This window comes from Allobosea sp. Root381 (assembly GCF_001429395.1).
Classification (GTDB): domain Bacteria; phylum Pseudomonadota; class Alphaproteobacteria; order Rhizobiales; family Beijerinckiaceae; genus Allobosea.
Window position 1 is genome coordinate 70,296 of record NZ_LMJT01000003.1, and the last position, 25,521, is coordinate 95,816.

Genomic DNA, 25,521 nt, shown 5'->3' on the forward strand with positions numbered 1-25,521 from the left:
CGCCGATGCCGCGCGTAGCGCCAGCGCAGAACCCAACCCTTGCAGTAGAGAACCCGAAGCCATGAGCGCAGAGCGTGACCTCGTCTTCCTGATCGAACCCGGCTTCGACGATCCGAAGCGTCCCGGCAAGCTCTAGTTCTGTCCCTTCTGCAACCAGATCGAGGGCGCATTGGCGACCTTCCCCGCCTTGGGGCGATCTATCGAGGTCAGGCGCGTGCCCTTTCCGCGCCCTCGTCATGAGGTGATCGCCACCCTCGGCGAGGCCAGCCAGGGCCTGCCGGTGCTCGTCTTCGCGGATGCCTCTGCGGCACCGCAAGACGCCAAGGAAGCCAATGGCCGCAGCTACCTCGACGACACCCGGCGCATTCTCGAAGTTTTGGCCGAGCGCCACGGCACGCCCTCGCCGCACTGATCAGCGACGCTCCACCCCTCGCCCCGCTGCGGCGACCTCACCCAAAGCGCCGAGCGAGCAGTCGCGGGAGCGCCGACGCTAAAGACAAAACATCTAAATTAACATATGAATATAGAATAGATGCTTTTATTTCTTGAGAAATCAATTCTAACTGATTTGAAAATGATCGATATTACCATACTGAAAGTGCATATATAATAATCGAATTTGACGCCCGCGGCGATAACATTGTTCTGTTGGACGGATTGGACATGTTCCGTGGCGTGCCCGTCGTGATTTCGAAAACCTGACCTTGCTGCCTCCGTCGGCCCTGTCAGGTCGGGAGGTGAATTGGCGTGCCGACATTGCCTGAAGACACGACCTGTTCCGGCGGGCCGCCATCACCGCAGCACCTCATTACCGGGCTGTCCTCATGAACGACATCATCGTCCGGTCCTCGCATCATGACGCTGCGGCGCGGCCGCTCGTCGAAGGGCTGATCCTGGAATATGACGGGCGCTACGGCGCGAACAGCCGCCCCGGCGGGGCGCGCTCCGAGTTGTTCCGTTATCCCGTCGAGGCCTTCTCGCCGCCGCTGGGCGATTTCATCCTGCTGCAGCGTGATGGCCGGACCATCGCCGGCGGCGCCTTCATGAGCCATGACGACGAGACAGCCGAGTTCAAGCGCATCTGGACGGATGAAGACTTCCGCCGCCAGGGGCTGGCGGAGCGCATCGTCGCGGAGCTGGAGGTTCGCGCCGCCGCGCTGGGCTATCGCCGCGCCTATCTCACCACCGGGTTTCGCCAGCCCGAAGCCACGACGCTCTATATCAAGCTGGGCTATCGGCCGCTGTTCGACGTGACGGCCGAGCCCACGCTCTACCGCTCCCTGCCGTTCGAGAAGCATATCGGCACCGCGGCGGGGCGCCCCGGAACATCGCGGGTCTACGAACCTGCCGAATCCCTCGAGGAGGCAACGGCGCGGGTCGCCGCCCTGAAGCGCGAGCAGGAGGCGCTTATCCTCACGCGACTGGCTGCTCATGGCGTCCGCGCCGCCTGAGCCAGCGTCATCGGCCACGATCACCCGTTCTCCCCTCAAGGGCGCAGCGGAGAACGATTTCGGAACTTCCGCTTGCGTGTCGGCGCGCGGCAGCGAAATGCTCTCGCCCGGATGGGGCGATGCAGATGAACGCCAGGCAGATCGAGGTTTTTGCGGCCGTGATGAAGGCGGGCACCGTGTCGCGGGCGGCCGAGGTTCTCGGCGTGACGCAGCCGGGGCTGAGTCGCCTCGTGGCGGAACTCGAACGGTCGCTCGGCTTCGCGTTGTTCGCCCGCGTCCGGAACCGCTTCGTTCCCACGCCCGAGGGGCGGCTCTTCTATGAGGAGGTCGAAGCGACGTTTCGAGGCATGGACAAGCTGCGCGCCACGGCTGCCCGAATTCGCGATTATGGCGCCGGGCAGTTGCGCGTGGCGACGTTGTCGGCCCTGAGCTCCTCGATCGTTCCCAATGCGGTGAAACGCTTCCGCCTCGCGCGGCCGGATGCCGCCGTCACCCTGATGGTGCTGCCGTCCCGAGATGTTCGCAACGGCGTGGCGTCGGGTGCCTTCGATGTCGGGCTCGCAGCTGATGAAATCGACGTTTCCGGCGTCGTCCATCAGGTTTTCGTCCAGCCGAGGGCCCTCTGCGCGATCCCGACCGGTCACCCGCTCGCCGAGCGGGACGTGATCGGCCCCCATGACCTCTCCGGCGTCGATTTCGTCGCCTATGTGCCCGAGGACCGTGCGAGACAGCGGCTTGATCACATCATCAGCGAGGCAGGCGCGCGTCCTCCCCGCATCGTCGTCGAGACCATCTACGCCGCAACGGTCTTCTCGCTTGTCAGCGAAGGGGTGGGCGTCGGCTTGTTGAGCCCCTACGCCATCGCCGGCCATGACCAGAGCCGGATCGTCCTGAGGCCGTTCGAGCCAGCGGTGCACAGTCGCAGCCTGCTGATCCTTCCGCCCGATCGGCCGAAGTCACAGCTGGTGCGCGATTTCATCGACTGCCTGATGGAAGCGCGATAGCAAAACCATAACATCCCGGCATCGATCGATGCCGGCTCGTCAGTTGCCCACCGCCCCTCGCCGGCTATCGTAGCGGGAGACGCGCTTCAGGTGCGTCGTTTCCAAGGGGACAGCATGACGATGCAAATGCAGCGGGCGACCCCGCCTGCGAACGATGGCGCATGGCGGCGTCGCCGTGATCGTTGCGAGCCATCGAGGCCTTACGCCTACCCCCCGAGAGGGACCACAACATGCACGACCTGACACGCTGCGTTCATCACCCCGTCGTCGACGAGGAGGGCTATGCGAGCCTCGCGGTTCCGACGCACCGCGCCTCGACGATCGTCTACCCGGACGGGGCCAGCTTCATGGCTCGCAAGCATCGCGGCTTCGACGGCTACACATACGGGCTCCACGGCACCCCGACGACCCGGACCCTGGAGGCCCAGCTCACGGAGCTTCACGGCGGCGTGCGCACGGTGCTGGTGCCTTCTGGTCAGGCGGCCGTCACCATCGTCATGCTGTCCGTGCTGATGCCGGGGGACAAGGTGCTGATCCCCGACCATGCCTATCCCCCGGTGCGCAGCTTCTGCGCCGACTATCTCGAGCCGCGCGGCATCGCCTATGGCGTCTACGATCCCATGATCGGCGCCGGCATCGCCGACCTGATCGACGAGACCGTCAAGCTGGTCTGGGTCGAGTCGCCCGGTTCCAACACGATGGAGGTGCAGGACGTTCCGGCCATCGTTGCTGCGGCGAAGGCGAAGGCGAAGGGCGTGCTCGTCGGCTGCGACAATACCTGGGCGACGCCGCTGATCTTCAAGCCGCTGGCCCATGGCGCGGATTTCGCCTGCGAGGCGTTGACGAAATATGTCGGCGGGCACTCCGACCTGCTGCTCGGCTCCATCACCGTCAAGGATCTGGTGCTGCGCCAGAAGATGAAGGAAATCCTGCGCGGCTTCGGCATCGGCGTCTCTCCCGACGAATGTCAGCTCGCATTGCGCGGCCTGGAGACGATGGGCATTCGCGTCGCCCATATGGGCCGGATCTCGGAGGATTTCGCGCGCCGGCTCATGGGGCACCCGACTGTGGAGCGGGTTCTTCATCCGGCACTGCCGTCGTGCCCCGGTCACGAGATCTGGAAGCGGGACATGGGCCGCTCCTCGGGCCTCTTCAGCCTGGTGTTGAAGCCGGTCGACGAGGCTGCGATGAGCGCCGCCCTGAGCGCGCTGCGCGTCTTCGCGATCGGTGCATCATGGGGCGGAACGCGCAGCCTCGTCGCACCGCAGGCGGTGGCTCAGGACCGGACCGCGACCGCCTGGACCGATCGGGGCCCGTTGCTGCGCATCAGCATCGGGTTGGAAGATCCAGACGAGCTCTGGGCCGATCTGGGCGGGCTGTTCGCGGTGCTCGCACAGGTGCCGACAAGCCAGGCGGCCTGAAGAGCCGTTTCCTTTCTGACGACATCGAAGCGCGGCGCGACCATCGCGCCGCGACGAAGGATCGTGCCCGCAGAACGACGACCATCGAGCAAACCAAAAAAGGGGAACGACATGAAAACACCGATCATCGCAGCCGCGGCCGCCGTTGCAGCCTTGGCCTTGTCGATGCCGCTCGGTGCGTTCGCACAGGCGCAAACCAGCCCGACGCTGACCAGGATCAAGGAGCGCGGCCATGTCATCTGCGGCACCAGCCCCGGCGTTGCCGGCTTCTCGATCCAGGATGCCGCCGGGCGCTGGAACGGCTTCGACATCGACATCTGCCGGGCGCTGGCGGTCGCGATCTTCGGTGACCAGGACAAGGCCAAGTTCGTGCCGCTGACGTCGAAGGACCGGCTGATCGCGCTGCAGGGCGGCGAGATCGACGTCCTGCCACGCACGACCACCTGGACGCTGTCGCGCAACCTCGGACAGGGCGTCACCTTCACCGCCGTCAACTATTATGACGGACAGGGCTTCATGGTGACGAAGAAGCTCGGTGTCGACAGCGCCACCAAGCTCGATGGCGCGTCCGTCTGCGTTGCGCAGGGCACGACGAGCGAACTCAACCTCGCGGACTATTTCCGCAAGCTCAACATGAAGTACGAGGTCGCGGCCTTCACCTCCGAGGAGGCCCTCAAGGCCTACGAGTCCGGTCGCTGCGATGCCTACACGACGGACATCTCGGCGCTATCGGCCGTGAAGCTGAAGCTCCAGGATCCCGATGCCCATGTGATCCTGCCCGAGGTGATCTCGAAGGAGCCGCTCGGGCCCTGGGTCCGAACCGGAGACGAGAGCTGGTTCAACCTTGTGCGCTGGACGGTTGCCGCGCTGGTCAATGCCGAGGAGCTCGGCGTGACGCAGGCCAATATCAGTGAGATGACGAAATCATCCAATCCCGAGATCAAGCGCTTCCTGGGGCTGGACGGCAAGTTCGGCGAGGCGATGGGCGTCGGCAACGACTGGGTCGTGCGGATCATCGCCGCAGTCGGCAATTACGGCGAGTCCTTCGAGCGCCATCTCGGAATGCATTCACGCCTGAAGCTGCCTCGAGGACCGAACGCTCTGTGGACAAGCGGTGGCCTGCAATACAGCCCGCCATTCCGCTGAGACGAGACCCAGAGATTCCCGGCAGGGTCGGCTCTTTCAGGGAGAACGAGCCGACCTGACGTTCCGCCCAGCGGCTTGATCACGCTTCCTCACGCCGAAGGCCCGCGGCTCGCCTGCCGCCACAATGCGAACAGGCCGAAGGCGGCGAGCTGCGCCGCGACGAGAATGAAGGGCCAGTCGAAGCTCCCGGTCCAGCCGGCGACGATGGCGAAGACCAGCGGTCCGCAGATCGCACCGATGAAGCCGAACAGGCTCGCGCCGGCGGTGACGTCGCCGATCAGATTGGGAGGCGAGACCCGGGCTAGCTCGGCGATATGGACGCCGTTCCAGCCCATCGAGGTGGCGCCGACCAGGGCCATGCAGCCATAGACCAGCCAGGGGTTCGTCGCCGGGACCGACACCAGCAGCACGATCGCCAGCCCTGTCCCGAGTGCCAGAAGCGACAGCAGCAGCAGGCCGTTGCCCATGCGGTCGGCGACCCAGCCGAAGAAGATGCGCGCAAGCGTGCTCGCAGCCAGCAGCACGGCCACGTACTGGCCGGCCTGGGCCAGGGTCTTGCCGTGCTGGGTGACCATGTAGGTCGCGGTGAAGGCCGTGACGCTGGCTTGGGTGATCGAGAAGGCGATGCCCAGCCCGGTGAGCATCGGCAGGGCCGGATGGGCGTCGAGGAGGCGCGCCGAACGCATCAGGGAGGAGGGCGACAGGAAGCGCCGGGCCCAGGCCGGGTCCTGCGCTGCCCTCTCGGCGTCGAGTTCCTTGCGGAAAGGCTGCACCAGCAGGGCGCAGCACAGCGCGATTGCAACGAGCGCCCAGATCGCGCCGACGAAGCCAATTCCCAGCACCAGCGACGCGATCGTGAGGCCGGCGATGGCTCCGCCCAGCGGCACGCCGGCCTGCTTGATCGAAAAGACCAGGGTGCGGTGCCTGGCCGGAGCGGCGCGCATCAGGATCTGGCTGCCCGCCGGCGTGTTCGGCGCCAGGCCCAGGCCGACGAAGAGCGCGCCGGCAAGCCCGAGCAGTGCGACCGGCTGCGAGAGCAGAACGAGCCCGGCCGCGACCGAGACGAGGCCTATCTGCAACGCACGGACCGGTCCATGATGGTCCAGCATCGGGCCGCCGCAAGCGAGGAACCAGCAGATGCCGACGGAGGTGACGGCCGAGACATAGCCGATGCTCTCGGGCGCCAGCCCCCAGCGCTGGGTCAGGATCGGCCCGAGAAGCGGGATCGACGCAGCGGCGAAGGACGTCGTGATTTGCACGAGGAGAGTCGCGCTGAGCGCGCTCCCCCATACAGGCAGCTTCAAGGCGGATCCCCTTCCCCTCGCCGCGAGAATGTTTCTCCTCCCCGCTCCGCAATCCTGTCAGCGGGGGCTCACGGCGTCGCAGGGGTCTTCGGCCAAGGATCGCCCAGGGTCGAGGCCGATTACAGATGGACGGGGCTGCGCGGAAAGCATGCGAGCCCCGTCCTGCACGGCATAGCGTCGCGCGATGGCCGAGGCCCGCCGGTTAGAACTCGATCTTGACCGACGGCGCGCTCCGGCGGGCCTCGCCATGGAACACGGCCTCGATATTGTTTCCGTCCGGATCGATCAGGAAGGCCGCATAATAACCAGGATGATAGGAGCGCTCGCCCGGCCCGCCATTGTCGCTGCCGCCATGCGCGAGGCCGGCGACATGAAACGCCTCGACCATCTTCCGGTCACGCGCCTGGAAGGCGAGATGGTGCCGGCCCGTCAGCTGCCCCAGCGCGGCCTCGCTGGCCGCGCTCGAAATGAACAGTTCGTCGTACCAGAAGTAGGTTTCGCTCGTTCCGCCGATCGGCACGTCCAGAGCCTTGAAGATGGCCTCGTAAAAACGCCGGCTCGCCGCCAGATCCCTGACGACCAGCTGAACGTGATCGATCAGTCGGCCGCGGTGCAGTTCCTGGGTCTCCATGGGTCTCTCCCTGTTTTCCTGTGCGACAGGCTAGCAGAATGAAAGTTCCAGGCGCCAAGGCGCGGCAGGAGGGCGGGCCGATCGCGGCGTTATTGAACACCATCGCGCGTATTTACGTCGCTCTTGGCAGCGCTATGCCCTGCCGGTCCCGGATACCCCCGAAAATCGAGCAAATTGCACCGTTGGCAGTAAGGTTAACTCCGCTCGTCGGTTGAATGGAGGGCCGCGCCGGAGCAAGACCCTGAGGCGGAAGAATCCCGACATTCCGGTTTTCAGCTGGCGAGTGCGCGCATGCTCAGCTTCTACCGCTCGGCACCGAGCGCAGGCGACATCCTCCGGGCGAACAACGGCGAGGGGCCGGGCTTCAATGCGCTGCGCCTCGCCCTCTCGATCCTGATCCTCGCCGCCCATTCCGGCTGGGTCGCCGGTGCCGACATCAGCCAGGACTGGGTCGGCCTCAACGGCCTGTTCCTGCTCAGCCTGGTGCCGGCCTTCTTCGCCCTCAGCGGCTTCCTGGTGACCGGCAGCGCGATCCGCAGCGTCACGGTGCGCCCCTTCCTCACGCTGCGGCTGATCCGCATCGCGCCCGCACTCCTGGTCGAGGTCACCCTCTGCGCGCTGGTGCTGGGCCCGCTCTTCACGACCTATCTGCTGGGCGACTACTTCCGCGACATCCGCTTCTTCGAATATTTCGGCAACGTCGTCGGCCGCATCCGTTTCGAGCTGCCCGGCGTCTTCGAGACCAACCCGCTGCCCAACACGGTGAACCAGAACCTCTGGACGCTGAAGCCGGAGTTCTACTGCTACTTCCTGATGGCGGGAATGATCTGGCTCGGCATCCTGCGCAGCCGCATCCTGTTCGCGTCCGCCATTGCGGTGCTGGCTGTGGCCGCGACGGTCGCGGCCTATTTCGCCGGCTTCGGCGTCCAGCCGGCCAACTATCACTGGAAGGTCGTCGTCTTTCACTTCCTCGTCGGCTGCCTCTGCTACCAGTGGCGCGACCAGCTCAAGATCCACTGGACGCTCTTCGCCGGCTCGCTCGCCGTGGCGATGCTGCTGATGTCGGGCGATCGTGAGCTCGGCTTCCTGGTCACGCCGTTCCTGACCTATTGCGTGGTCTATATCGGCCTGATGCCGTTGCGCCTGCCCGAGCGGCTGCGCCGGCTCGACGTCTCCTACGGCATCTATCTCTACGGCTTCCCGATCCAGCAGGCGCTGGTCGCCAAGCTCGACATCGTCCATGGCAGCGGCCCGCTGCTGTTCCTGATCTCGGCGCCGCTGGTCTTCGGTTTCGCGCTTCTGTCCTGGCTCTTCATCGAGAAGCCCTTCCTCAGGCTGAAGCGCCATATCCTCGCTTCACCGCCAAAACCGCAGGACCTGCCGCCGGCGGTCGAGGGGCTGAAGCAGGCGCCGGCCGGCTGACGTCGCACAACCTCAGCTCTTTCGCAGCGCCATCCGGCTCGCCATCTCCAGGCCGAGCACGGCGAAGGCGAAGAGCAGCCAGAGCGGGTCGGCGCGGTTCAGGAAGAACGATTCCAGCATGCCGACATAGGTCATGAACATCACGATCATCAGGCAGAGATCGGCAAAGCGCCGCCGCCCGGGATCGATCTCAGCGACCAGATAATTCCGCAACGGCCGCAGCATGAGGCAGTAGATCATCAGCGCAGCGCCGGGAATCCCGAACATCAGGAGCGCGTCGAGATAGGTGTTATGGGCAGAGCCGATGCCGCGAATGTCCCAGCTCGCCTCGAAATTCTCCTCGAGATGGGTCACGACCGGCGTCTGCCAGAAGCTGAGATAGCCATAGCCGGCCCAAGGCTTCTGTCCGATGTATTCGAGGGCGAAGCGCCAGATTTCGTCACGCCCCGTGAACGTCACATCCGAGCTGATCGAGGCCGAAAGCTGCCGCAATGCGGGCGACAGCACGGTACCGACGGTCAGCGCCGCGACCATCGCGACCGCGACGACGTGCAGCGCCAGCGCCAGCCGCGGCCGGCCGAGCCAGCGCCCCATCAGCACGAGGCCGACCGCGATCGGCAGGAAACCCATGGTCGTTTTCGAGCCGCTGTTGAGCACGAACAGCACGCTGAGCAGGACGATCGCGGCGCCGCGCAGGCGGAGCCCGCTTCGCCAGGCATAGATCCCGAACATCGCCAGCATGGAGAAGACCGGCGCGGCGAAATTCTTGTGCGAGAGATGGCCCTTCCAGTCGCCGGCATGGCCGCCCTCGACGCCCTCCGCGCCATGGATCGCCAGCTGTGGCGCCAGCAACAGGGCGCCATAGACGATCGCGATCAGCAGCAGCGCCGCATTGGCCGCCCCATTGACGAAATCGGCCTCGGTCTGCGGCAGGGCGAGAATTCCGAGCACGAGCACCATCGCGAAGCCGGCGAGCAGCAGCGCGCGGAAGGACGCCTCGGCATCCAGGGCCTGCGATAGCGAGACCGCCGCCACCGCGAAGACGACGAGCCAGCTGCTCGAGCGTAGCCGGGCGATCGCCGCCCGTTCCGCAAAGGCCAGTGTCGCGCCGCCGAAGACCAGCGCCAAGGCGACGTAGCCGACCTGGTTGATGACGTTGCCACTCGACCTCTCGCCCTCGGCCACCTCCAGCGGCCCGGTGAAGGGCTGCAGCGTCAGCAGCAGAAGGAATAGCCCGAAGGCCGAGAGGAAGGCGGAGATCGCGCGGCCACGCGCCATCGCCGCGGCCTCGTCCGGCGTCACCTCTCCCGCCTGTTCGGTCCCGACCGACATCGCGCTCCCGTCATCCGCGCCGGCACGGCCGGCCCGGTGACTATGGCCACCGAAACTTAAGACCCTGTAGCCAGACTGGCCGCATTCGCCCCTGCACAGGACGGAAAGCCGGCATGGCGCAGCAAGCCGCAGGACAGCCGCCCTTCACCTGGGGCATTGTCGGGACCGGCACCATCGCCGCCCGCTTCGCGCGAGATCTCGCTTTGGTGGATGGCGCCGCGCTCGGCGCCGTGCATTCGCGCTCCGAGCAGAAGGGGCGAGACTTCGCGCAGGCCCTGGCGATCCCGCGCTCCTGCCACGAGCTCGACCGCTTCCTGGCCGATCCGGCCCTCGACGCCGTCTACATCGCCACGCCCAACCATCTCCATGTGCCGCAGGCGCTGGCGGCGATCGCGGCCGGCAAGCCGGCGCTGATCGAGAAGCCGATCGCCCTCACCGCCACCGAGGTCGGAGCCATCGCCGAGGTCTCCCGCAAGCATGGCGTCTTCGCCATGGAGGCGATGTGGACGCGTTTCCTGCCCGCAGTGGCGGCGGCACGACGCCAGATCGCGGATGGGCGGATCGGCACGATCCGCAGGATCGATGCCGAGCTGGCCTATCGCCGCGAACCGGACGACAGCCGCTTCTTCGATCCGGCGCTCGGCGGCGGCGCGGCTCTCGATCTCGGCGTCTATGCGCTCTCGCTGACGCTGCAGTTGCTCGGCCCGCCCGAACGCGTCGAGGCAGGGCAGGTGAAGGCGTCGAGCGGCGTCGACCTGCGCAGCGACTTCCGCCTGCACTATCCCGGCGCGGTGGCTGAACTCTCCTGCGGCTTCGATCGCGACGGCGGCAATCGCTTCCTGATCGAGGGCAGCGCCGGCGCACTCAGGCTGGAGGCGCCCTTCCTGAAGGCCAAGCGGCTGACGCATTACACGCCCACAGCCCTCGCCTCCCCGCTCAGCGCCCCGCGCGCCTCGGCCTCATTCGCGCGCAAGCTGCTCGACCGCCTGCCCCTGCCCGGCCGGCATCAGGAGCAATACGACTTTCCCGGCGAGGGCCTGCAATTTCAGGCGATGGCAGTGATGGAAGCGGTGCGCGCCGGAGCTTGGGAATGCGAGACGATGCCGCTCGCCGAAAGCGCGGCCGTGCTGCGGGTGATCGGGGCCGCGCGCGCCTAGAGGATCCGCCGGCTCAGAACGAGCTGCGCAGAATAAAGGGCTGCGGCAGCGCGCGCGCATTGTTCAGCGCAAGCGCGATCTCGGTGATGTGCAGCGCGAGATTGCCGGCGAAGACCGGGTCTGTGCCCTCGGCGATCGCAGCGGCCTGTGCGGCGATGCCGCGCGCGAAATCGATCTGTGACGGATAGGCCGGCAAGGCGCGCCGCGCCCCATCCGGATAGCGCAGGCGGCGGCCCGGCGGCGGCTTCCACGGCAGGGCCGCGCCGAGCTTGGCCTCGAGCCTGGTCGCCAGCCGGCTGAGCAGCGGGCGCGGGGCGCCTGTCTCTTCGATGTGGATGGCGGAGCGCTCGTCCCAGAGGTCGCGCACCGTGAGCGAGCCCCCGTCGGCGAAGATCGCGAGCGAGCGGTCGCGGGGCGCCGCGAGCCCGCTGGTCAGGCGCGCGACGACGCCGGAGCGGAACTCCAGGCAACCCACCGAGAAGTCGGGCGCCATGGCGATGTGCCCGGTCCCCGGCCCCTTGTCCGGAAAGGTCACGGCGGCAAACGCCGTCAGCCGCTCCACCGGCCCAAACAGCGAGACCAGCCAGGACAGCGCGTAGCCCGCATGCTCCAGCGTGCAACCGACCTCGAACTCGTGCAGCCCGGGCCAGCGGGCGCCGGAGCGCGAGCGCCAGCTCGCCCATTTGTCGCGGAAGACTGGGCCATCCTCCATCGCGGCATAAACCAGCCGCGGCGTGCCGATGCGGCCCTCCTTCAGCACCGCCGCGACCTGGGCATTGGCCGTGCTGAGCGCATTGGCGGGCGCGGCAGCCAGTGTCAGCCCCGCGCGCCTGGCCGCCTCGGTGACCTCCTGAGCCTGCTCGAAGCTCATCGCCAGCGGCTTCTCGCAATAGACGTGCTTGCCGGCCGCAAGCGCGCGCAGCGTGATCTCGTAATGGCTCTCCGGCGTCGTCAGATTGGCGACGAGGCCGACTTCCGGATCGGCCAGCAGCGCATCGAGGTCGGGATAGGCCGAAACCCCGTGGAAGCCGCAGAAGGCGGCGAGCCGCTCGGCATCACGATCCCAGGCGCCGGCCAGGCTCAGGCCCGGATGATTGGCGAGCGTCGTCATGTAGTAGTCGGCGACGAAGCCGGTGCCGACAATGGCGAACTTCATGAAGCGCCCTTCCGCGAACTGGTCAAACGCATCTTGTCGCGCAAAATGCTGACCAATTCGCTGCGGCGTTTCCTTAAGCCCCCACCTTCGCCAGCACGTCGGCCCGCAGGAAGCGCTCGATGAACAGCATGAACAGCACCGAGGGCACGAGCAGGATCAGCGCCGTGATCGAGGCGACCTGATAGTTGCCGCCCATCGCCGCATTGTAGAGCAGCAGCGGCAGCGTCGTGACCTGCGGCACGCCGACGAAGAAGGTGCCGGTGAACTCGTCGAGGGATTCCAGGAAGACGAAGATGCCGCTCGCGATGATGCCCGGCGCCGCCAGCGGCAGCGTCACCGTGAAAAAGGCGCGTAAGGGAGAGGCCCCCATGTTGCGGGCCGCGAGTTCCAGGTCCTTGTCGACCGCCGCGAAGGCCGCCGCGGCGATCCAGACCGAAAACACCAGTCCATGGGTGGCATGGACGAGCACGACCGCCAAAACGGTGCCGTTGATCCCGAGCCCGTAGAAGATCCGCGCCACGTTGATGTAGATCGCCACCGAGGGAAACGCCTGCGGCAGCAGAAACATCAGCATGAACAGCGCCCGCATCGGCAACTTCAGCCGCGCCAGCGCATAGCCGGCCGGGATCGACAGCGCCAACGCGACGATGACGGTCAGCACCGCGATCCAGACGCTGGTGCCGAGCGAGGCCATGGCGTCGCCGGTCGGGCGGAAGACCTGCTCCCAGTAGCGGGTGCCATAGGTCACCGGCAGTTTGTAGGGGGTGTACCAGCGCTCGGCGACGGACCAGAGCGCGAGATTGAGCAGCGGGCCGATCAGGACGAAGGCGAAGGCGGCGAGCAGCGAGGCCGCCAGCACCATGCGTGCCGAAGAGGCGATCCTTGTCATCGCGGGGCCTCCTGCGACATGCCGCGTTTCAGGTAGAGGATCGCGGCCCCGGCCGAGATCAGATAGGTGATGACGCCGAGCGCATTCGCCGTCGCATAATCGCCATAGGCGTTGATGCGGAAGGCCATGTCGACGGTCAGCATGGTCGGTTGCGAGCCCGACACCATCATCGGCACCGAGAGCACCGAGAGCATCGTCACGAAGGAGAGGACGAGCGCGACAAGCAGCGTCGGCATCACCTGCGGCAGTGCCAGCTCGAACATCACGCGTAAGCGCGAGGCGCCGAGACTGCGCCCGGCCTCCAGCGTCGCCCGGTCGATCGAGGCGAGCGCGCCCGCCAGCAGCAGCGCGACGAAGGGCGTCTGCTTCCAGACGAAGGTCGCGATGATGCCGCGCCAGTCGAGGAAGCTCACCGCCTGCAGGGGCTCGATCAGCCCCATCGAGACGAAGGTGTTGTTCATCAGGCCGTTCTTGGCGAGGAAGGTGCGCATGCACTGCGCCGCCACGATGAACGGGATGAACAGCGGCCAGCGATAGAGCGCCTTCAGCGTGCCGACGATGTAACGGTTCTCGCCGAGCGTCAGCGTGCCGGCGATGGCGATGGCGGCGATGGCCGTCAGCGCGCAGGAGGTCAGCACGATCACGATCGTGAAGACGATGTCGGTGGAATAGAGCTCGAACGCCTTGGCGAACCATTCCAGCGTCAGCGAACCGTCCGGCCGCGTGAAGGCCGAGACCAGCGAGAAGCCGAGCGGATACAGGAACAGCGCCGCGACCAGGATGAGGCCGGGCGCGATCAGCAGCAAAGCGAGGTGGCGTTGGGAGAGCGACATTCTCTAAGCGTTCAACCAGTGTTCGCCGGTCATCCCGGACAAGCCGCGTCAGCGGCGCCGATCCGGGATCCATGCCTGAACCGTTCCGGCATGGATCCCGGGTCTACGCTTCGCTCCGCCCGGGATAACCTCGCGTCTTCGCGCGCCATCCCGGACGAAAGCAGTGTCAGTTCGAAACCTTCTTCTCGTAGCCCTCGAGGATGTCGTTGAAGTAGGGCGCGATCGGGAAGGGCTTGCCGTTGCTGGAGAGATCGGCCGGGGTGACGTCGGTGAAGAGCTTGTCCCAGGCTGCCTTGTCGAGCTTGCCCTCAAGGTTCTTGGCGTCGATGCCCGGATACCAGTTGAACCTCTTGACGATACCGTCGGCCTGCACCTGCGGCGAGGTAGCGAGCGCGATAAAGGCCTCGGCAAGCTTCTTCTGGGCCGACTTGCCCGCGATGGCATAGTACATCGGCTGGCCGGGCATGCCGGGCGAGACGAGCTTGAGCTTCATGTTCGGCGGCAGCTTGCCGTCGGCCTGCCAGGAATAGAACATGTCGACCCAGACCGGGCCGATCGCGATCTCGCCGCGGTTCAGCATGTCGAGCGTGCCGGCGTTGCCGGGCGTGATCACGGCGTTCTTGTTGAAGTCCTTCAGCCCGGCGAAGGCCTTGTCCCAGTTCGCCTTGGTGGCGGCGTCGTAGGGGCCCTTGATCAGCTTGTCGGCGTCGCCGCCGAAGGCGTAGACCCATCCGGCGACGAAGGAGACGCCGGACATTCCGCCCTTGATGCCGTTATAGCCGAACTGCTTGGGGTTCTTCTTGGCCCACTCGGCAAGGTCGGCATAGCTTGCCGGCGGAGACTTCACCATGTCGGCATTGTAGGCGAGCGCGGTTTGGGACTGGAACATCGGGATGACGAAGCCGGAGACGTCCGTGCCAAGCGCGTTCTTCGCATTGTCGCCCGTCGCGAGCTTCGCGGTCTCGACGTTGGCGGTGTACTTGTCGAGCAGCCCTTCCTTGACCATCTGGCCGGCGGCCTTCTGGTGGATCACGACCACGTCGAAATCGCTCGCCCCGGCGCTCTTCTGGGCGTCGAGCTTCTCATAGATCTTCTGCGAGCCGGAATCGCCGGCGCCGGTGCCGACCGAGACGACCTTGACCCCCGGATTGGCCTTCTCGAACATCGGGCCGAGATAGTCCTTGACGTAGTCGACCATGTTCTGGTCGCCGGCCGAGGCCACGTTCAGGGTCTGTGCGGAAAGCGGCGACGCCGCCATCAGCGCTGCGAGCGAACAGGCGATTGTAAGGATGCGCATGGGTCTGGCTCCTGGTTGTCCGAAACTGGGTTCAGGCGGCGATCCCGGCCTCGGATGCCGGGAAGATGTGGAGGCGCTGCAGCGGGATGCGCAGGCCGATCGTGGTTCCGAGTTCGTGGCGGTCGGCGTCGTCGACGGTGATCTCGCGCCCGGCCGCGGCAACCTTGTAGCGATAGGTGCCGCCGGGATAGGCGCGCGCGGCGATGGTGCCGGGCACGACGAGATCGCCTCCGGCCGCAGCTGCGTCAGGCGCGCCCAGCCGCGCGACGTCGTCGCGGAAATAGGCGAGCGCCTCGCCGGCCGGCAGCGCGGCGGCAGCCTCGCCCGCGAGCGTCGCCTGGGTGCCGCCGGCGGTGACAGAGGCCCTGCCCTCGCCCCGCTCGATATTCAGCGGCAGGACGTTCTCCGCCCCCATGAAATTGGCGACGAAGGCGCTGGCCGGGCGGTCATAGACCTCTTCCGGCGTGCCGATCTGCGCGATCCGCCCGGCCTGCATAATCACCAGCCGGTCGGCCATGGTCATGGCCTCCTCGCGGTCATGCGTGACATGGATCGCGAGGAGGCCGAGCCGTTGCTGGATCGCCCGGATCTCGTGGCGCATCGTCATACGGATCTTGGCGTCGAGATTGGAGAGCGGCTCGTCGAGCAGCAGGATGCCGGGATCGATGGCGAGCGCCCGGCCGAGCGCGACGCGCTGGCGCTGGCCGCCGGAAAGCGCGGTTACCTTGCGGTCCTCATAGCCGGCGAGCCCGAGGAAGCTCAGCATCTGCGCGACCTTCGCCGCGATCTCGGCCTTGGACTTGCCGCGCAGCTTCAGCCCGTAGCCGATGTTCTGCAGCACCGTCATGTGCGGCCACAGCGCATAGGACTGGAAGACCATCGCCATGCCGCGCTTCTCGGGCGGCAGCCCGGCGACATCCTTCCCGCCGACGACGATCGAGCCGGACTCGACCGGGACGAAGCCGGAGAGCGAGCGCAGCAGCGTGGTCTTGCCGCAGCCGGACGAGCCGAGCAGCGCCGTGAAGCTGCCCGGCGCGAAGTCGAGGCTGACGCCGTGCAGCACCCGCGTGCCGCCATAGGCGACCTGCAAATCGCGCACGGCAATGGCCGCACCGCTCCGCGGCCCGCTCTGCAATTCCGTCGGCAACGTGCCTCTCCCTGGTCGCGATCTTCTTCGGATTTAATGGAATGTATCTTCCATTTCCGAAACGCTTGGAGCAAACATAACGCCTCGCAGCGACCGTGTGCAATAGGTTTATGAACCCCTGATGACAGCGCCCATTCATTCGATTTGGCTGATGCCCGCGCCGCAGGACGGCGAATTCCTGGCCAGCATTGTCGCTGATCTGTCGCGACGCTTCGGCACGCCATTCTTCACGCCGCATCTGACGGTGAGGGGCGACACGGACATGAAGCTGCCGGCGCTGTCCGCGGCGGTCGCGCAGGCCGCCGGAGAGGTCGCGGCGTTTTCGGAAGCCGTGGCGGGAATCGAGACGAGCGAGGCCTTCTTCCGCTCGTTCTATGCGCGCTTCGCCATCGCGCCGGCGCTGGCCGCGTTGAAGCAGCGGCTCGACGGGCAGGCGAACGACGCCTTCATCCCGCATGTCTCGCTGCTCTATGGCCCGGTCGAGGCCGCAGCCAAGGCGGCGGCCGCGGCCGAGATTTCAGCAAAGCTCGCCGGCCGAAGGATCAGCTTCGACCGCCTCTGCGTCGTCACCTCGGGCCAGGACGTCCCGATCGAGCGATGGCACATCGTCGAGACGGCGATGCTGGGCTGAAGGGTAGCACCCCCGTCATTGCGAGCGCAGCGAAGCAATCCAGGAAGACGTAGAGCTCTCCCGCCCCTGGATTGCTTCGTCGCTGACGCTCCTCGCAATGACGTTGAGCACTACCCGCGCGGCAGCGCCTCCAGGAACCGCGCCGGCTCCCCCTGCGCGGGCGCCACGATCTCGGCTTCCCACATCACCTTCTTCCCGCGCACGAAGGTGCCGACCGGCCAGCCGGTGACGGTGACGCCGTCATAGGGCGTCCAGCCGCATTTCGAGGCGCCCCAGGCATTGGTGATGGTCTCGCGGCGCTTCAGGTCGACGATGGTCAGGTCGGCGTCGTAGCCGGCGGCGATGCGGCCCTTGCCCTCCATGCCGAAGATGCGCTGCGGCCCGTGGCTCGACAGGTCGACGAAGCGCTCCAGCGTCAGCCGCCCGGCATTCACATGGTCGAGCATGATGGGCACCAGCGTCTGCACGCCGGGCATGCCGGAATGGCTCGCCGGATAGGCATGGTGCTTTTCCTCATGGGTATGCGGCGCATGGTCGGAGCCGAGCACGTCGACGATGCCCTGTTCCACCCCCCACCAGATGCGCTGGCGATGGCTGTCGTCGCGGATCGGCGGGTTCATCTGGGCATAGGTGCCGAGCCGCTCGTAGCAATCGGGCGCGACCAGCGTCAGATGGTTCGGCAGCACCTCGACGGTCGCGACGTCCTTGTGGTCCTTGAGGAACAGCATCTCGTCGCCTGTGGAAATGTGCAGGATATGGACGCGAGCGCCCGTCTCCCGCGCGATCCTCACCAGCCGCTTGGTGCAGGTCAGCGCGACCTCGGGCGAACGCCAGACCGGGTGGCTCGCCGGATTGCCCTCGATCCGAAGCCCCATGCGCTCGCGCAGCATGCCCTCGTCCTCGGAATGGAAGGCGGCGCGCCGGCGCGTGCGCTTCAGGATCTCGGCGACGCCGGCATCGTCCTCGACCAGCAGGTCGCCGGTGGAGGAGCCCATGAACACCTTGATGCCAGCCGCGCCCGGCAGCCGCTCGAGCTCGGCCACGTCCTTGACGTTCTCATGCGTGCCGCCGACCCAGAAGGCGAAGTCGCAATGCATGCGGTGCTTGCCGCGCCGCACCTTGTCGGCGAGCGCCTCGGGCGTCGTCGTCTGCGGGATCGTGTTCGGCATCTCGAAGACGGTGGTGACGCCGCCGAGCACGGCGGCGCGCGAACCGGTCTCCAGATCCTCCTTGTGGTCGAGCCCCGGCTCACGAAAATGCACCTGGCTGTCGACCACGCCGGGCAGGATGTGGAGGCCGGTGCAGTCGACGACCTCGCCAGCGGAGGCGCGGGAGAGATCGCCGAGCGCCATGATCTTGCCGCCGGTGATGCCGAGGTCGCGCTGCACGCGCCCGTCATGGTTCACGACCGTGCCGCCCTTGAGGATGACGTCGAAGGTTTGCGGCATGGTGGGTCTCCCGAGGTTGAGCGGGTCTTGGTTGAGGAAACACGCCGTCATCCCGGACAAGCGGCGAAAGCCGCGCCGATCCGGGATCCATGCCGGAACGGTTCAGGCATGGATCCCGGATCTCCGCTTCGCTTACGTCCGGGATGACGGTGCGGTTGAACGGATCGAAGGGAGTTAGCGGAAACAGCGCGCGGAGGCGAGTTGAGAAGAGCGCTCGATGCGCCTACCTATCGGCCGATCGTTTCGGAGACCACACCATGCCCGCCACCAATCTGGTCGATCGTGGCGTCATCCGCGTCAGCGGCGACGATGCGCGCGACTTCCTGCAGAACATCGTCACCAACGAGATGGCGACGGTCACGCCGGATCAGGCCGGCTACGGCGCACTCCTGACGCCGCAAGGCAAGATCATCTGCGATTTCCTGGTCGTCGCGGTCCCCGAGGGCGAGGGAGGCGGCTTCCTGCTCGATGCGCCCCTGCTCCAGACGGCCGACCTGATGAAACGCCTGAAGCTCTACAAGCTGCGCGCCAAGGTGGCGCTCGACGATCTCACCGAGGCGACGGCGGTAATCGCGTCGGTGGACGGCACACCGCTGCCGGCCGATTCCGGCCTCGTCTACGCCGATCCGCGCCTGCCTGCGCTCGGCCAGCGGGCGATGACCGACCGCGCGGGCGTGGTCGAGATCGCCACGGCCGAGATGGACGACTGGCACGCACGCCGCGTCGGCCTCGGCATTCCCGATGGCGGCCGTGACTTCGCCTATGGCGATACCTTCCCGCATGAGGCGCTGCTCGATCAGCTCGGCGGCGTTTCCTTCAAGAAGGGCTGCTATATCGGGCAGGAGGTCGTTTCGCGCATGCAGCACCGAGGCACGGCGCGTAACCGCGTCGTTCCGGTCGCCTTCGTCGACGGCATCGCCGCTGAGCCCGGCTCCGAGGCGATGGCCGGCGGCAAGACCCTGGGCCGGATCGGCTCCGGCGCGGATGGCCACGCCCTCGCCATGCTGCGGCTCGACCGCGTTGCCGACGCCCAGGCGGCCGGCGAGCCCCTGCTCGGCGGCGGCATGCCCTTCACGCTGGCCAAGCCCGACTTCATCCGCTTCCCCTTCCCCGGCGAGGCCGGCTTCGGAGCGGCGGCATGAGCGAGGCAGCCATTCTGAGTGAGGAGCGCATTGCGATTCAAGGCGCGGACGGCAAATTCCGCTGCCGCTGGCCGGGAACCGACCCGCTCTATCTCGCCTATCACGACACCGAATGGGGCGTGCCGGAATATGACTCCCGCGCGCTCTGGGAGAAGCTGATCCTCGACGGCTTCCAGGCCGGCCTGTCCTGGATCACGATCCTGCGCAAGCGCGACGCCTTCCGCGCCGGCTTTGCCGATTTCGAGCCCGAGGCAGTCGCGCGCTTCACCGAAACCGATGTGCAGCGGCTGCTGGCCGACCCCGGCATCATCCGCCATCGTGGCAAGATCGAGGGCACGATCAAGAGCGCGCGCGCCTATCTCACGGTGAGCGAGCGCGAGCCCTTCGCCGACTTCCTCTGGAAACATCTCGACGGCCGCGTGCTGCAGAACCGCTTCCGTACGCAAGGCGAGGTCCCGACGCAGACCAAGGTTTCGGAGGCGATGTCGAAGGAACTGAAGAAGGCCGGCTTCACCTTCTGCGGTCCGACCATCGTCTACGCCTTCATGGAGGCCTGCGGGCTGGTCAACGACCACCTCACCGGCTGCTTCCGCTACGAGGAATGCGCGGCGCTCGCGCGCGACCAGCGCCCCGCGGCCTGATCATGACCCGCCCCCCCGCTTCGCCCCGGGCGTGGCAGCGCATGCTGTCGGGCCGCCGGCTCGACCTGCTCGACCCCTCCCCGCTCGATGTCGAGATCGAGGACATCGCCCATGGCCTCGCCCGCGTCGCGCGCTGGAACGGCCAGACGAAAGGGCCGCACTCCTTCTCGGTGGCGCAGCACAGCCTGCTGGTCGAGGCCATCGCCGCCCATCTCAATCCGGGCTGGTCCGATTCCTGGCGCCTGATGGCGCTGCTGCACGACGCGCCGGAATACGTCATCGGTGACATGATCTCGCCGTTCAAGGTGGTGATGGGCGACGCCTACAAGGGCGTGGAGACGCGGCTGCTCGGCGCGATCCATCTGCGCTTCGGCCTGCCCGCGGCACCGCCGGCCCTGCTTAAGCGCAAGACCAAGGAGGCCGACACCATCGCGGCCTTCTTCGAGGCGACGGAGCTGGCGGGCTTCGACCGGGAGGAGGCTTTACGCTTCTTCGGCCGCCCGCAGGCGCTGCCGCGCGCCGTCATGGCCCTGCTGGAGCCGTTCGACACGCAAGCCGCGCAGGACCTCTTCCTGGCCCGCTTCGCCGCGCTCGCCTCGGTCTGAGCGGCTCAAAGCATCGGCCCGAAAAGCGGCATGCGCTTTCGGGCCGATGCAAGATCAGGCGCTAGATCATCGGGCCGAATACGGTATTCGGCCCGATGATCCAAGCCGCCGGTGTTAATGCGTCAGGCGGACCTGGCTGATCTCGCGGGCAATCTGCTGGAACACCGGCGTCAGCTGCGCGGCGTTGCTGACCTCGTGATACATGCTCTCCGTGCTGGCGCAGCTCCTCAGCATCGTCCGGTTACCGTTGATGACCCGGACCGTGTAAACGCGGATGTTCGCCGCCTTCGCCGTCGCGCAGGCCGTCAAAGTCCGATTGTCCATCGTCGATTGACTGTCGCCGAAGCGGTTCTCGGTATTGTCGCCGTCCGTCAGCAGGATCATGAACTTGTTGAGCCGCGGCGTCTCGAAAGGACGCCCCCCCGTAAAGGGCGCGACCGGCGTCAGGGTCGCCATGCCCCACATCGCGCCGATCGTGACATTGGTATTGCCCACCGGCGTCATCGAATCGATGGCGTTCTTCAACGTGTTCCAGCTGTCCGTGAGGGGCTGGATCGTCGCGAGCGTCGGCGTCGCCGATTTTCCGACGCCCGTGACCTGGTCGCAGAAGGTTGCCGGATAGAGCGTCGTCGTCGCTCCGCTGATGTAGCCATCGGTCGTGTCATAATTCTTGTCGCGGTCCGAGATGCAGCCCGGCCACTCGTTCTTGTTGGCGAGTCTCGTCAGCGTGCTGACGGTGCGTCCGCGGGAATCGTAAGAATAGACCTTCCCCCTGACGTCGAAACGAAGCCAGTCTTCGTTCTTGTACGTCGTCGGCAGCCGCACCTGCGTCGAGAACGGCACAACCGAGATCCTGATCTGACCCGGCTCGTTCGTGGCATCCTTCATGATGTCGATCAGGTTCTTGGCCGCGGTCTTCAGGGCGGTCATCTTGCCGGCCGAATCCATCGAGCCGGTATTGTCGAGCGCCAACGCCAGCTCGATCGTATTCGTGCCCCAGGTCGACTGGGCGTTGCTGGCGATCGTCATGCTGTTGAAGCCGATCACCCGGGTCAGGCTCGTGTCGATGCTGAGCTCGGAATCGATCGAGATCGTCCGCGCCGTGCGGTCGATGGCGATATTGGCGCTGGTGAAGCGGGCGGCGGCATCGCCATGCAGATTGCTCTTGATCCACTTGTCGATGCGGTCGCGCAGTTGGGCATCGCTGAGCTTGGAGGCATCGCGCGCCGCCATCAGCGCGGCGGAATCGATCGCGGCGTTGAGAACCTGCTGCGCATTCGTCGCGCGGGCGTAGTCGATCGTGGCCCCGGTCAGCCCGATCACGGGGACCAACGCGAAACCGAACATGATCAGGACGTTGCCGCGCTCATGCTCTCTGAACGCACGAAAACGTTGCTGCAGGAAGCTTAGCAGAGCCATCGCCTCGGACCTTATGACGTTGCGACATCCCTCCTGCGCCGTCAGGCCTTACAAACTCATGAAACCGATTCCGCGGTTTTTGCCCTATCGGTCGAATTTGCTGTATTTTTCCACTGAACCAGCCCCGGACAGCTTGAATGAGGGCGAGACCGCCGAGACCTGAGGCTCGGCCATCTTTTCAAAATCAGCAAAGGTGATCGGCCTCTTTTCTGGATTTCGAGAAACCGGCTCGCGCCTCATAAAGGCAGGCAACGCCCGAGCCGGCGCCTCGCGAAAAGGATACGATCATGTCGCAACCTTCCCTCACTTTGCCGAAGGGTGTCGTCGTCAAGGGCGCCGTCGGTGCGCGCTATGACGAGGTGCTGAGCCATGATGCGCTGGCCTTCGTCGCGGACCTGCAGCGCCGCTTCAACGAGACCCGCAAGCGCCTGCTCTCGCTGCGGGCCGAGCGCCAGAAGCGCTTCGACGGCGGCGAGACGCCGGACTTCCTGGCCGAGACCCGCCATATCCGCGAGGGCGACTGGAAGGTCGCGGCAATCCCGGCCGATCTGCAGGACCGCCGCGTCGAGATCACCGGGCCGGTCGACCGCAAGATGATCGTCAACGCGCTGAACTCCGGCGCAAAAGTCTTCATGGCCGATTTCGAGGACGCCTCCTCGCCGCTCTGGGCCAACATGGTCGAGGGCCAGATCAACCTGAAAGACCGCTGGGCCGGCGCCATCGACTTCACCGACGCGACAAGCGGCAAGGCCTACAAGCTCAAGGACAAGCCGGCCGTCCTGATCGTCCGCCCGCGCGGCTGGCATCTGCCCGAGCGGCACATCGAGATCGACGGCGAGGAGGCTTCGGGCGCGCTGGTCGATTTCGGTCTCTATCTCTTCCACAACGCCAAGGCTGCGCTCGCGGCGGGCTCGGGCCCCTATTTTTACCTGCCCAAGCTCGAGAGCCATCTCGAGGCGCGGCTTTGGAACGACATCTTCGTCGCCGCGCAGAACGCGCTCGGCCTGAAGCAGGGCACGATCAAGGCCACCGTCCTGATCGAGACGCTGCCCGCCGCCTTCGAGATGGACGAGATCCTCTACGAGCTGCGCGACCACATGGCCGGGCTGAACTGCGGCCGCTGGGACTACATCTTCTCCTTCATCAAGAAGCTCGCCCGCAACAAGGCCTATGTCCTGCCGGACCGCTCGCAGGTCGTGATGTCGAAGGCCTTCCTGCGCGCCTATTCGCTGCTGCTGATCCAGACCTGCCACAAGCGCGGCGCCTTCGCGATGGGCGGCATGGCGGCGCAGATCCCGGTCAAGAACAACCCCGAGGCCAACGCCGCCGCCTTCGCCAAGGTCAAGGCCGACAAGGAGCGCGAGGCCGGCGACGGCCATGACGGCACCTGGGTCGCCCATCCCGACCTCGTCCCCGTCGCCAACGAGGTCTTCGACCGGCTGATGCCGCAGGCCAACCAGCTCGACAAGCTGCGCGAGGACGTCAAGGTCGACGCCAAGGACCTGCTCGAAATCCACGAGGGCACGCGCTCGGAAGAAGGCTTCCGCGAGAACATCCGCGTCGGCGTGCAATATCTCGAAGCCTGGCTGCGCGGCCGCGGCGCGGTGCCGATCTACAACATGATGGAGGACGCGGCGACCGCCGAGATCAGCCGCGCCCAGATCTGGCAGTTCGTCAGCTATGGCGTCGCGGTCGATGGCGGCACCAAGGTCACGCCCGACCTGTTCAAGCGCTGCCTTACCGAGGAGATGGAACGCGTGAAGGGCGAACTCGGCGCCGAGAATTACGACAAGGGCCGCTTCCCGGAAGCGATCGAGCTGTTCTCGAAGCTGTCGCTTGCACCGGAATTCGAGGACTTCCTCACGGTGCCGGCCTACGGCAAGCTCTGAAAACCAGCCAGCGGCGGGGTACGACGAGAACTCTCGTATCCCGCCGCTGCCGCATCGCTGCAACCCGGGTCGGACGGCGCCGGCGCGCGGCCACGGAAGCGCCCCCGGCCGCCTACTGCGCCGGCGCGACGTTCAGCGTCATCCGGCTGCGCCCGACGCGGCCTTCCTGGTCGGTGGCCTCGATCTCGATCACATGCTTGCCAGGCGGAACCAGCACGGCCGGCGCCTCGATGCCCTGCGCTGTGATGAAGGCTTTTACGCGCGCGGTGACATCCAACGCGGGCTGGCGGCGATAGATCACGCGCACGCTCGCAGGGTCGATCGGGACGCCGTTGCTCGGCATGAACTTCACCGCGAGCCGCAGCGGCTTGCCGCTCACCCCGGTTCCGAGCGTGCCATGCGTATCGATCCCCGGCCCGCGGGTGAGATTGCGCGTCGCGCTCCCGGCCGCGTCCGGAGCCGGAAGCCCAGCCTCCTCGCGGGTGATGAGCTGGACCGGCTCAGCGGCACGCGCCGTAGCTGGCACGAAGGAAGCGGCCATCGCCGAGGCGAGGATGGCAGGCAGGATGCTTCGGATAGACGTCGCCTTGATCATGGTGGTCACTTCACTCCTAAGAGCCCGGCGATCAGGCCGGTCATGATGGACAATGCAGTGCTGGCCAGAAGGATGGTCATCTCGATCGCCTTGAGCGTGTTCATGGGCATGTTGCTGTTCAGGCCCAGCAGCCCGTCGCGCAGCACCGGCAGCGAATTGAGTCCCTTGGCCGCCAGCGCGGCCTGCGAGACGCGCAGCAGCATGCCGGCGAACATGGAAGCGCCGATGCTCAGCGCGTAGAACGACGTTTCGCGCCAAGCGGCGACTCCCTGCGGCAGCACAGGCATGTTGTCGATCCAACCCAGCAATGCGTTCATTGCCGCGACGGCCGAAACCGCAAAAATCAGCGCGACGCCGAAATCGGACCATGCCAGGCGCGGGCGGACGCCGAGATAGGCGATTCCGGTGAGGAAGGGGATGACCATCGAGGCGAGCCGCAGCGCGAACAGCGGCAGGTCGAGCCCGATGACGACCGTCCAGTAGGCCCCCATGAGCACGAGAAAACCGACCGGCAGGCACCAGATGCGCCGGCGCGAGGCCGTGACAAGGATGGCGCCGGGATCGGGCGCCTCCCCCTCGGGAGCATCTGGGACGGCAGCCAGGAATCGGGGCGCCTTCGGCGGCTGTTCGAGCAGGGCGAGCCGGCTTTCGAGCGCGCCGATCCGGCGGAGCAGAGGCAGGACGGGCGTGAGGTCGCGCCCGCAGCAGCGGCAGGACAGCACGCTTCCGTTCAGCGTGGCATCGCAATAGGGGCAGTCGAGCTGATCCTGCACAGACGTCCGGCACCTTGTCGAGAAGCGCCCGCAGAAGCCATATCTTGCGCGCCGATGCAAGTAAAACGAGCGCCAGGCAGCTACGGAAGGCCGGCGATCTCGCAGGTTAATACTTTATGATGGAGCAAACCCCATCGTCCGGCCGCGCTCAGGCCAGTGGGCCCTTCTCGTGCGCCGCGCCCGAATCG

The 25,521-nt window shown here is 66.4% G+C and carries 23 protein-coding genes and 1 pseudogene; 12 read left to right on the forward strand and 12 right to left on the reverse strand.

Features of this window, described 5'->3' with window-relative positions:
- Positions 1 to 61: 61 nt before the first annotated feature.
- The 5 genes and pseudogenes from ASE63_RS04580 to ASE63_RS04600 all read left to right on the forward strand — a co-directional run bounded on the left by ASE63_RS04580 (position 62) and on the right by ASE63_RS04600 (position 5,022).
- Positions 62 to 412: pseudogene (locus tag ASE63_RS04580) on the forward strand (DUF3088 domain-containing protein).
- Between the two features lie 412 nt (positions 413 to 824).
- Positions 825 to 1,451, forward strand: coding sequence for a GNAT family N-acetyltransferase (locus ASE63_RS04585; protein WP_056797276.1), 627 nt, complete (start codon positions 825 to 827; stop codon positions 1,449 to 1,451).
- A gap of 119 nt (positions 1,452 to 1,570) precedes the next feature.
- Complete coding sequence (locus tag ASE63_RS04590; RefSeq protein WP_244491275.1) at positions 1,571 to 2,455, forward strand: LysR substrate-binding domain-containing protein; 885 nt, start codon at positions 1,571 to 1,573, stop codon at positions 2,453 to 2,455.
- 230 nt (positions 2,456 to 2,685) lie between these two features.
- On the forward strand, positions 2,686 to 3,876 hold the full coding sequence (gene metC / locus ASE63_RS04595) for a cystathionine beta-lyase (protein ID WP_056797278.1): 1,191 nt from the start codon (positions 2,686 to 2,688) through the stop codon (positions 3,874 to 3,876).
- 111 nt (positions 3,877 to 3,987) lie between these two features.
- Positions 3,988 to 5,022 (forward strand): amino acid ABC transporter substrate-binding protein, encoded by a 1,035-nt coding sequence (locus ASE63_RS04600; protein WP_056797281.1) that lies wholly within the window; start codon positions 3,988 to 3,990, stop codon positions 5,020 to 5,022.
- Between the two features lie 89 nt (positions 5,023 to 5,111).
- On the opposite strand, the gene ASE63_RS04605 is transcribed toward ASE63_RS04600, so the two are convergent.
- Both ASE63_RS04605 and ASE63_RS04610 read right to left on the reverse strand, forming a co-directional pair.
- Positions 5,112 to 6,281 (reverse strand): MFS transporter, encoded by a 1,170-nt coding sequence (locus ASE63_RS04605; protein ID WP_210169307.1) that lies wholly within the window; start codon positions 6,279 to 6,281, stop codon positions 5,112 to 5,114.
- A gap of 247 nt (positions 6,282 to 6,528) precedes the next feature.
- Positions 6,529 to 6,957 (reverse strand): VOC family protein, encoded by a 429-nt coding sequence (locus tag ASE63_RS04610; RefSeq protein ID WP_056797286.1) that lies wholly within the window; start codon positions 6,955 to 6,957, stop codon positions 6,529 to 6,531.
- A gap of 291 nt (positions 6,958 to 7,248) precedes the next feature.
- On the opposite strand from ASE63_RS04610, the gene ASE63_RS04615 reads away from it, so the two are divergent.
- Positions 7,249 to 8,379 (forward strand): acyltransferase, encoded by a 1,131-nt coding sequence (locus ASE63_RS04615; RefSeq protein WP_056797289.1) that lies wholly within the window; start codon positions 7,249 to 7,251, stop codon positions 8,377 to 8,379.
- Between the two features lie 12 nt (positions 8,380 to 8,391).
- On the opposite strand, the gene ASE63_RS04620 is transcribed toward ASE63_RS04615, so the two are convergent.
- A complete protein-coding gene (locus ASE63_RS04620) occupies positions 8,392 to 9,711 on the reverse strand; it encodes an O-antigen ligase (protein WP_056797292.1) in 1,320 nt (439 codons plus the stop codon).
- A 113-nt stretch (positions 9,712 to 9,824) separates the two neighbouring features.
- Here ASE63_RS04620 and ASE63_RS04625 point away from each other — a divergent pair, with 113 nt between their 5' ends.
- Positions 9,825 to 10,868 (forward strand): Gfo/Idh/MocA family oxidoreductase, encoded by a 1,044-nt coding sequence (locus ASE63_RS04625; protein ID WP_056797295.1) that lies wholly within the window; start codon positions 9,825 to 9,827, stop codon positions 10,866 to 10,868.
- A gap of 13 nt (positions 10,869 to 10,881) precedes the next feature.
- Here ASE63_RS04625 and ASE63_RS04630 read toward each other — a convergent pair whose 3' ends face one another.
- The 5 genes from ASE63_RS04630 to ASE63_RS04650 form a co-directional block, all read right to left on the reverse strand.
- Positions 10,882 to 12,024: a Gfo/Idh/MocA family oxidoreductase gene (locus ASE63_RS04630; RefSeq protein WP_056797297.1), complete on the reverse strand. Its 1,143-nt coding sequence runs from the start codon at positions 12,022 to 12,024 to the stop codon at positions 10,882 to 10,884.
- 73 nt (positions 12,025 to 12,097) lie between these two features.
- Positions 12,098 to 12,913 (reverse strand): ABC transporter permease subunit, encoded by an 816-nt coding sequence (locus tag ASE63_RS04635; RefSeq protein WP_056797300.1) that lies wholly within the window; start codon positions 12,911 to 12,913, stop codon positions 12,098 to 12,100.
- Positions 12,910 to 13,746 carry an ABC transporter permease subunit gene (locus tag ASE63_RS04640; protein WP_056797302.1) on the reverse strand — a complete coding sequence of 279 codons (837 nt, stop codon included), beginning with the start codon at positions 13,744 to 13,746 and terminating at the stop codon, positions 12,910 to 12,912. The genes ASE63_RS04635 and ASE63_RS04640 overlap by 4 nt, the downstream gene beginning before the upstream one ends.
- 166 nt (positions 13,747 to 13,912) lie before the next feature.
- Positions 13,913 to 15,043: an extracellular solute-binding protein gene (locus ASE63_RS04645; RefSeq protein ID WP_056797305.1), complete on the reverse strand. Its 1,131-nt coding sequence runs from the start codon at positions 15,041 to 15,043 to the stop codon at positions 13,913 to 13,915.
- Positions 15,044 to 15,074: 31 nt separating this feature from the next.
- Positions 15,075 to 16,190: an ABC transporter ATP-binding protein gene (locus tag ASE63_RS04650; RefSeq protein ID WP_244491276.1), complete on the reverse strand. Its 1,116-nt coding sequence runs from the start codon at positions 16,188 to 16,190 to the stop codon at positions 15,075 to 15,077.
- A gap of 121 nt (positions 16,191 to 16,311) precedes the next feature.
- On the opposite strand from ASE63_RS04650, the gene ASE63_RS04655 reads away from it, so the two are divergent.
- Complete coding sequence (locus tag ASE63_RS04655) at positions 16,312 to 16,821, forward strand: hypothetical protein (RefSeq protein WP_056797308.1); 510 nt, start codon at positions 16,312 to 16,314, stop codon at positions 16,819 to 16,821.
- 110 nt (positions 16,822 to 16,931) lie between these two features.
- Here the strand turns inward: ASE63_RS04655 and ASE63_RS04660 are convergent, their stop codons facing one another.
- Complete coding sequence (locus ASE63_RS04660) at positions 16,932 to 18,269, reverse strand: dihydroorotase (RefSeq protein ID WP_056797311.1); 1,338 nt, start codon at positions 18,267 to 18,269, stop codon at positions 16,932 to 16,934.
- 257 nt (positions 18,270 to 18,526) lie between these two features.
- Here ASE63_RS04660 and ASE63_RS04665 point away from each other — a divergent pair, with 257 nt between their 5' ends.
- From ASE63_RS04665 to ASE63_RS04675, 3 genes are read left to right on the forward strand one after another with little or no spacing between them, the layout of a single operon-like run.
- The gene (locus ASE63_RS04665) at positions 18,527 to 19,411 is read left to right on the forward strand and encodes a folate-binding protein YgfZ (RefSeq protein ID WP_056797314.1); all 885 of its coding nucleotides are present in this window, start codon (positions 18,527 to 18,529) and stop codon (positions 19,409 to 19,411) included.
- Positions 19,408 to 20,052 (forward strand): DNA-3-methyladenine glycosylase I, encoded by a 645-nt coding sequence (locus ASE63_RS04670; RefSeq protein ID WP_082609663.1) that lies wholly within the window; start codon positions 19,408 to 19,410, stop codon positions 20,050 to 20,052. The genes ASE63_RS04665 and ASE63_RS04670 overlap by 4 nt, the downstream gene beginning before the upstream one ends.
- A 2-nt stretch (positions 20,053 to 20,054) precedes the next feature.
- On the forward strand, positions 20,055 to 20,657 hold the full coding sequence (locus ASE63_RS04675; protein WP_056797676.1) for an HD family hydrolase: 603 nt from the start codon (positions 20,055 to 20,057) through the stop codon (positions 20,655 to 20,657).
- Positions 20,658 to 20,771: 114 nt separating this feature from the next.
- On the opposite strand, the gene ASE63_RS04680 is transcribed toward ASE63_RS04675, so the two are convergent.
- Positions 20,772 to 22,076: a pilus assembly protein gene (locus tag ASE63_RS04680; protein WP_056797317.1), complete on the reverse strand. Its 1,305-nt coding sequence runs from the start codon at positions 22,074 to 22,076 to the stop codon at positions 20,772 to 20,774.
- A 287-nt stretch (positions 22,077 to 22,363) separates the two neighbouring features.
- On the opposite strand from ASE63_RS04680, the gene aceB reads away from it, so the two are divergent.
- The gene (gene aceB, locus ASE63_RS04685) at positions 22,364 to 23,965 is read left to right on the forward strand and encodes a malate synthase A (protein ID WP_056797320.1); all 1,602 of its coding nucleotides are present in this window, start codon (positions 22,364 to 22,366) and stop codon (positions 23,963 to 23,965) included.
- Between the two features lie 112 nt (positions 23,966 to 24,077).
- Here the strand turns inward: aceB and ASE63_RS04690 are convergent, their stop codons facing one another.
- Both ASE63_RS04690 and ASE63_RS04695 read right to left on the reverse strand, forming a co-directional pair.
- Complete coding sequence (locus ASE63_RS04690; protein WP_056797323.1) at positions 24,078 to 24,569, reverse strand: hypothetical protein; 492 nt, start codon at positions 24,567 to 24,569, stop codon at positions 24,078 to 24,080.
- Positions 24,566 to 25,333 (reverse strand): hypothetical protein, encoded by a 768-nt coding sequence (locus ASE63_RS04695; protein ID WP_056797325.1) that lies wholly within the window; start codon positions 25,331 to 25,333, stop codon positions 24,566 to 24,568. Before ASE63_RS04695 ends, ASE63_RS04690 begins: the two co-directional genes overlap by 4 nt.
- Positions 25,334 to 25,521 lie beyond the last annotated feature (188 nt).

Bases quoted from the DNA above. Each gene is read 5' to 3' on its own strand.
- ASE63_RS04585 (WP_056797276.1), top strand. From the start codon at position 825: ATGAACGACATCATCGTCCGGTCCTCGCATCATGACGCTGCGGCGCGG.
- ASE63_RS04590 (WP_244491275.1), top strand. From the start codon at position 1,571: ATGCAGATGAACGCCAGGCAGATCGAGGTTTTTGCGGCCGTGATGAAG.
- metC (WP_056797278.1), top strand. From the start codon at position 2,686: ATGCACGACCTGACACGCTGCGTTCATCACCCCGTCGTCGACGAGGAG.
- ASE63_RS04600 (WP_056797281.1), top strand. From the start codon at position 3,988: ATGAAAACACCGATCATCGCAGCCGCGGCCGCCGTTGCAGCCTTGGCC.
- ASE63_RS04610 (WP_056797286.1), bottom strand. From the start codon at position 6,957: ATGGAGACCCAGGAACTGCACCGCGGCCGACTGATCGATCACGTTCAG.
- ASE63_RS04615 (WP_056797289.1), top strand. From the start codon at position 7,249: ATGCTCAGCTTCTACCGCTCGGCACCGAGCGCAGGCGACATCCTCCGG.
- ASE63_RS04620 (WP_056797292.1), bottom strand. From the start codon at position 9,711: ATGTCGGTCGGGACCGAACAGGCGGGAGAGGTGACGCCGGACGAGGCC.
- ASE63_RS04625 (WP_056797295.1), top strand. From the start codon at position 9,825: ATGGCGCAGCAAGCCGCAGGACAGCCGCCCTTCACCTGGGGCATTGTC.
- ASE63_RS04630 (WP_056797297.1), bottom strand. From the start codon at position 12,024: ATGAAGTTCGCCATTGTCGGCACCGGCTTCGTCGCCGACTACTACATG.
- ASE63_RS04635 (WP_056797300.1), bottom strand. From the start codon at position 12,913: ATGACAAGGATCGCCTCTTCGGCACGCATGGTGCTGGCGGCCTCGCTG.
- ASE63_RS04640 (WP_056797302.1), bottom strand. From the start codon at position 13,746: ATGTCGCTCTCCCAACGCCACCTCGCTTTGCTGCTGATCGCGCCCGGC.
- ASE63_RS04645 (WP_056797305.1), bottom strand. From the start codon at position 15,043: ATGCGCATCCTTACAATCGCCTGTTCGCTCGCAGCGCTGATGGCGGCG.
- ASE63_RS04655 (WP_056797308.1), top strand. From the start codon at position 16,312: ATGACAGCGCCCATTCATTCGATTTGGCTGATGCCCGCGCCGCAGGAC.
- ASE63_RS04660 (WP_056797311.1), bottom strand. From the start codon at position 18,269: ATGCCGCAAACCTTCGACGTCATCCTCAAGGGCGGCACGGTCGTGAAC.
- ASE63_RS04665 (WP_056797314.1), top strand. From the start codon at position 18,527: ATGCCCGCCACCAATCTGGTCGATCGTGGCGTCATCCGCGTCAGCGGC.
- ASE63_RS04670 (WP_082609663.1), top strand. From the start codon at position 19,408: ATGAGCGAGGCAGCCATTCTGAGTGAGGAGCGCATTGCGATTCAAGGC.
- ASE63_RS04675 (WP_056797676.1), top strand. From the start codon at position 20,055: ATGACCCGCCCCCCCGCTTCGCCCCGGGCGTGGCAGCGCATGCTGTCG.
- ASE63_RS04680 (WP_056797317.1), bottom strand. From the start codon at position 22,076: ATGGCTCTGCTAAGCTTCCTGCAGCAACGTTTTCGTGCGTTCAGAGAG.
- aceB (WP_056797320.1), top strand. From the start codon at position 22,364: ATGTCGCAACCTTCCCTCACTTTGCCGAAGGGTGTCGTCGTCAAGGGC.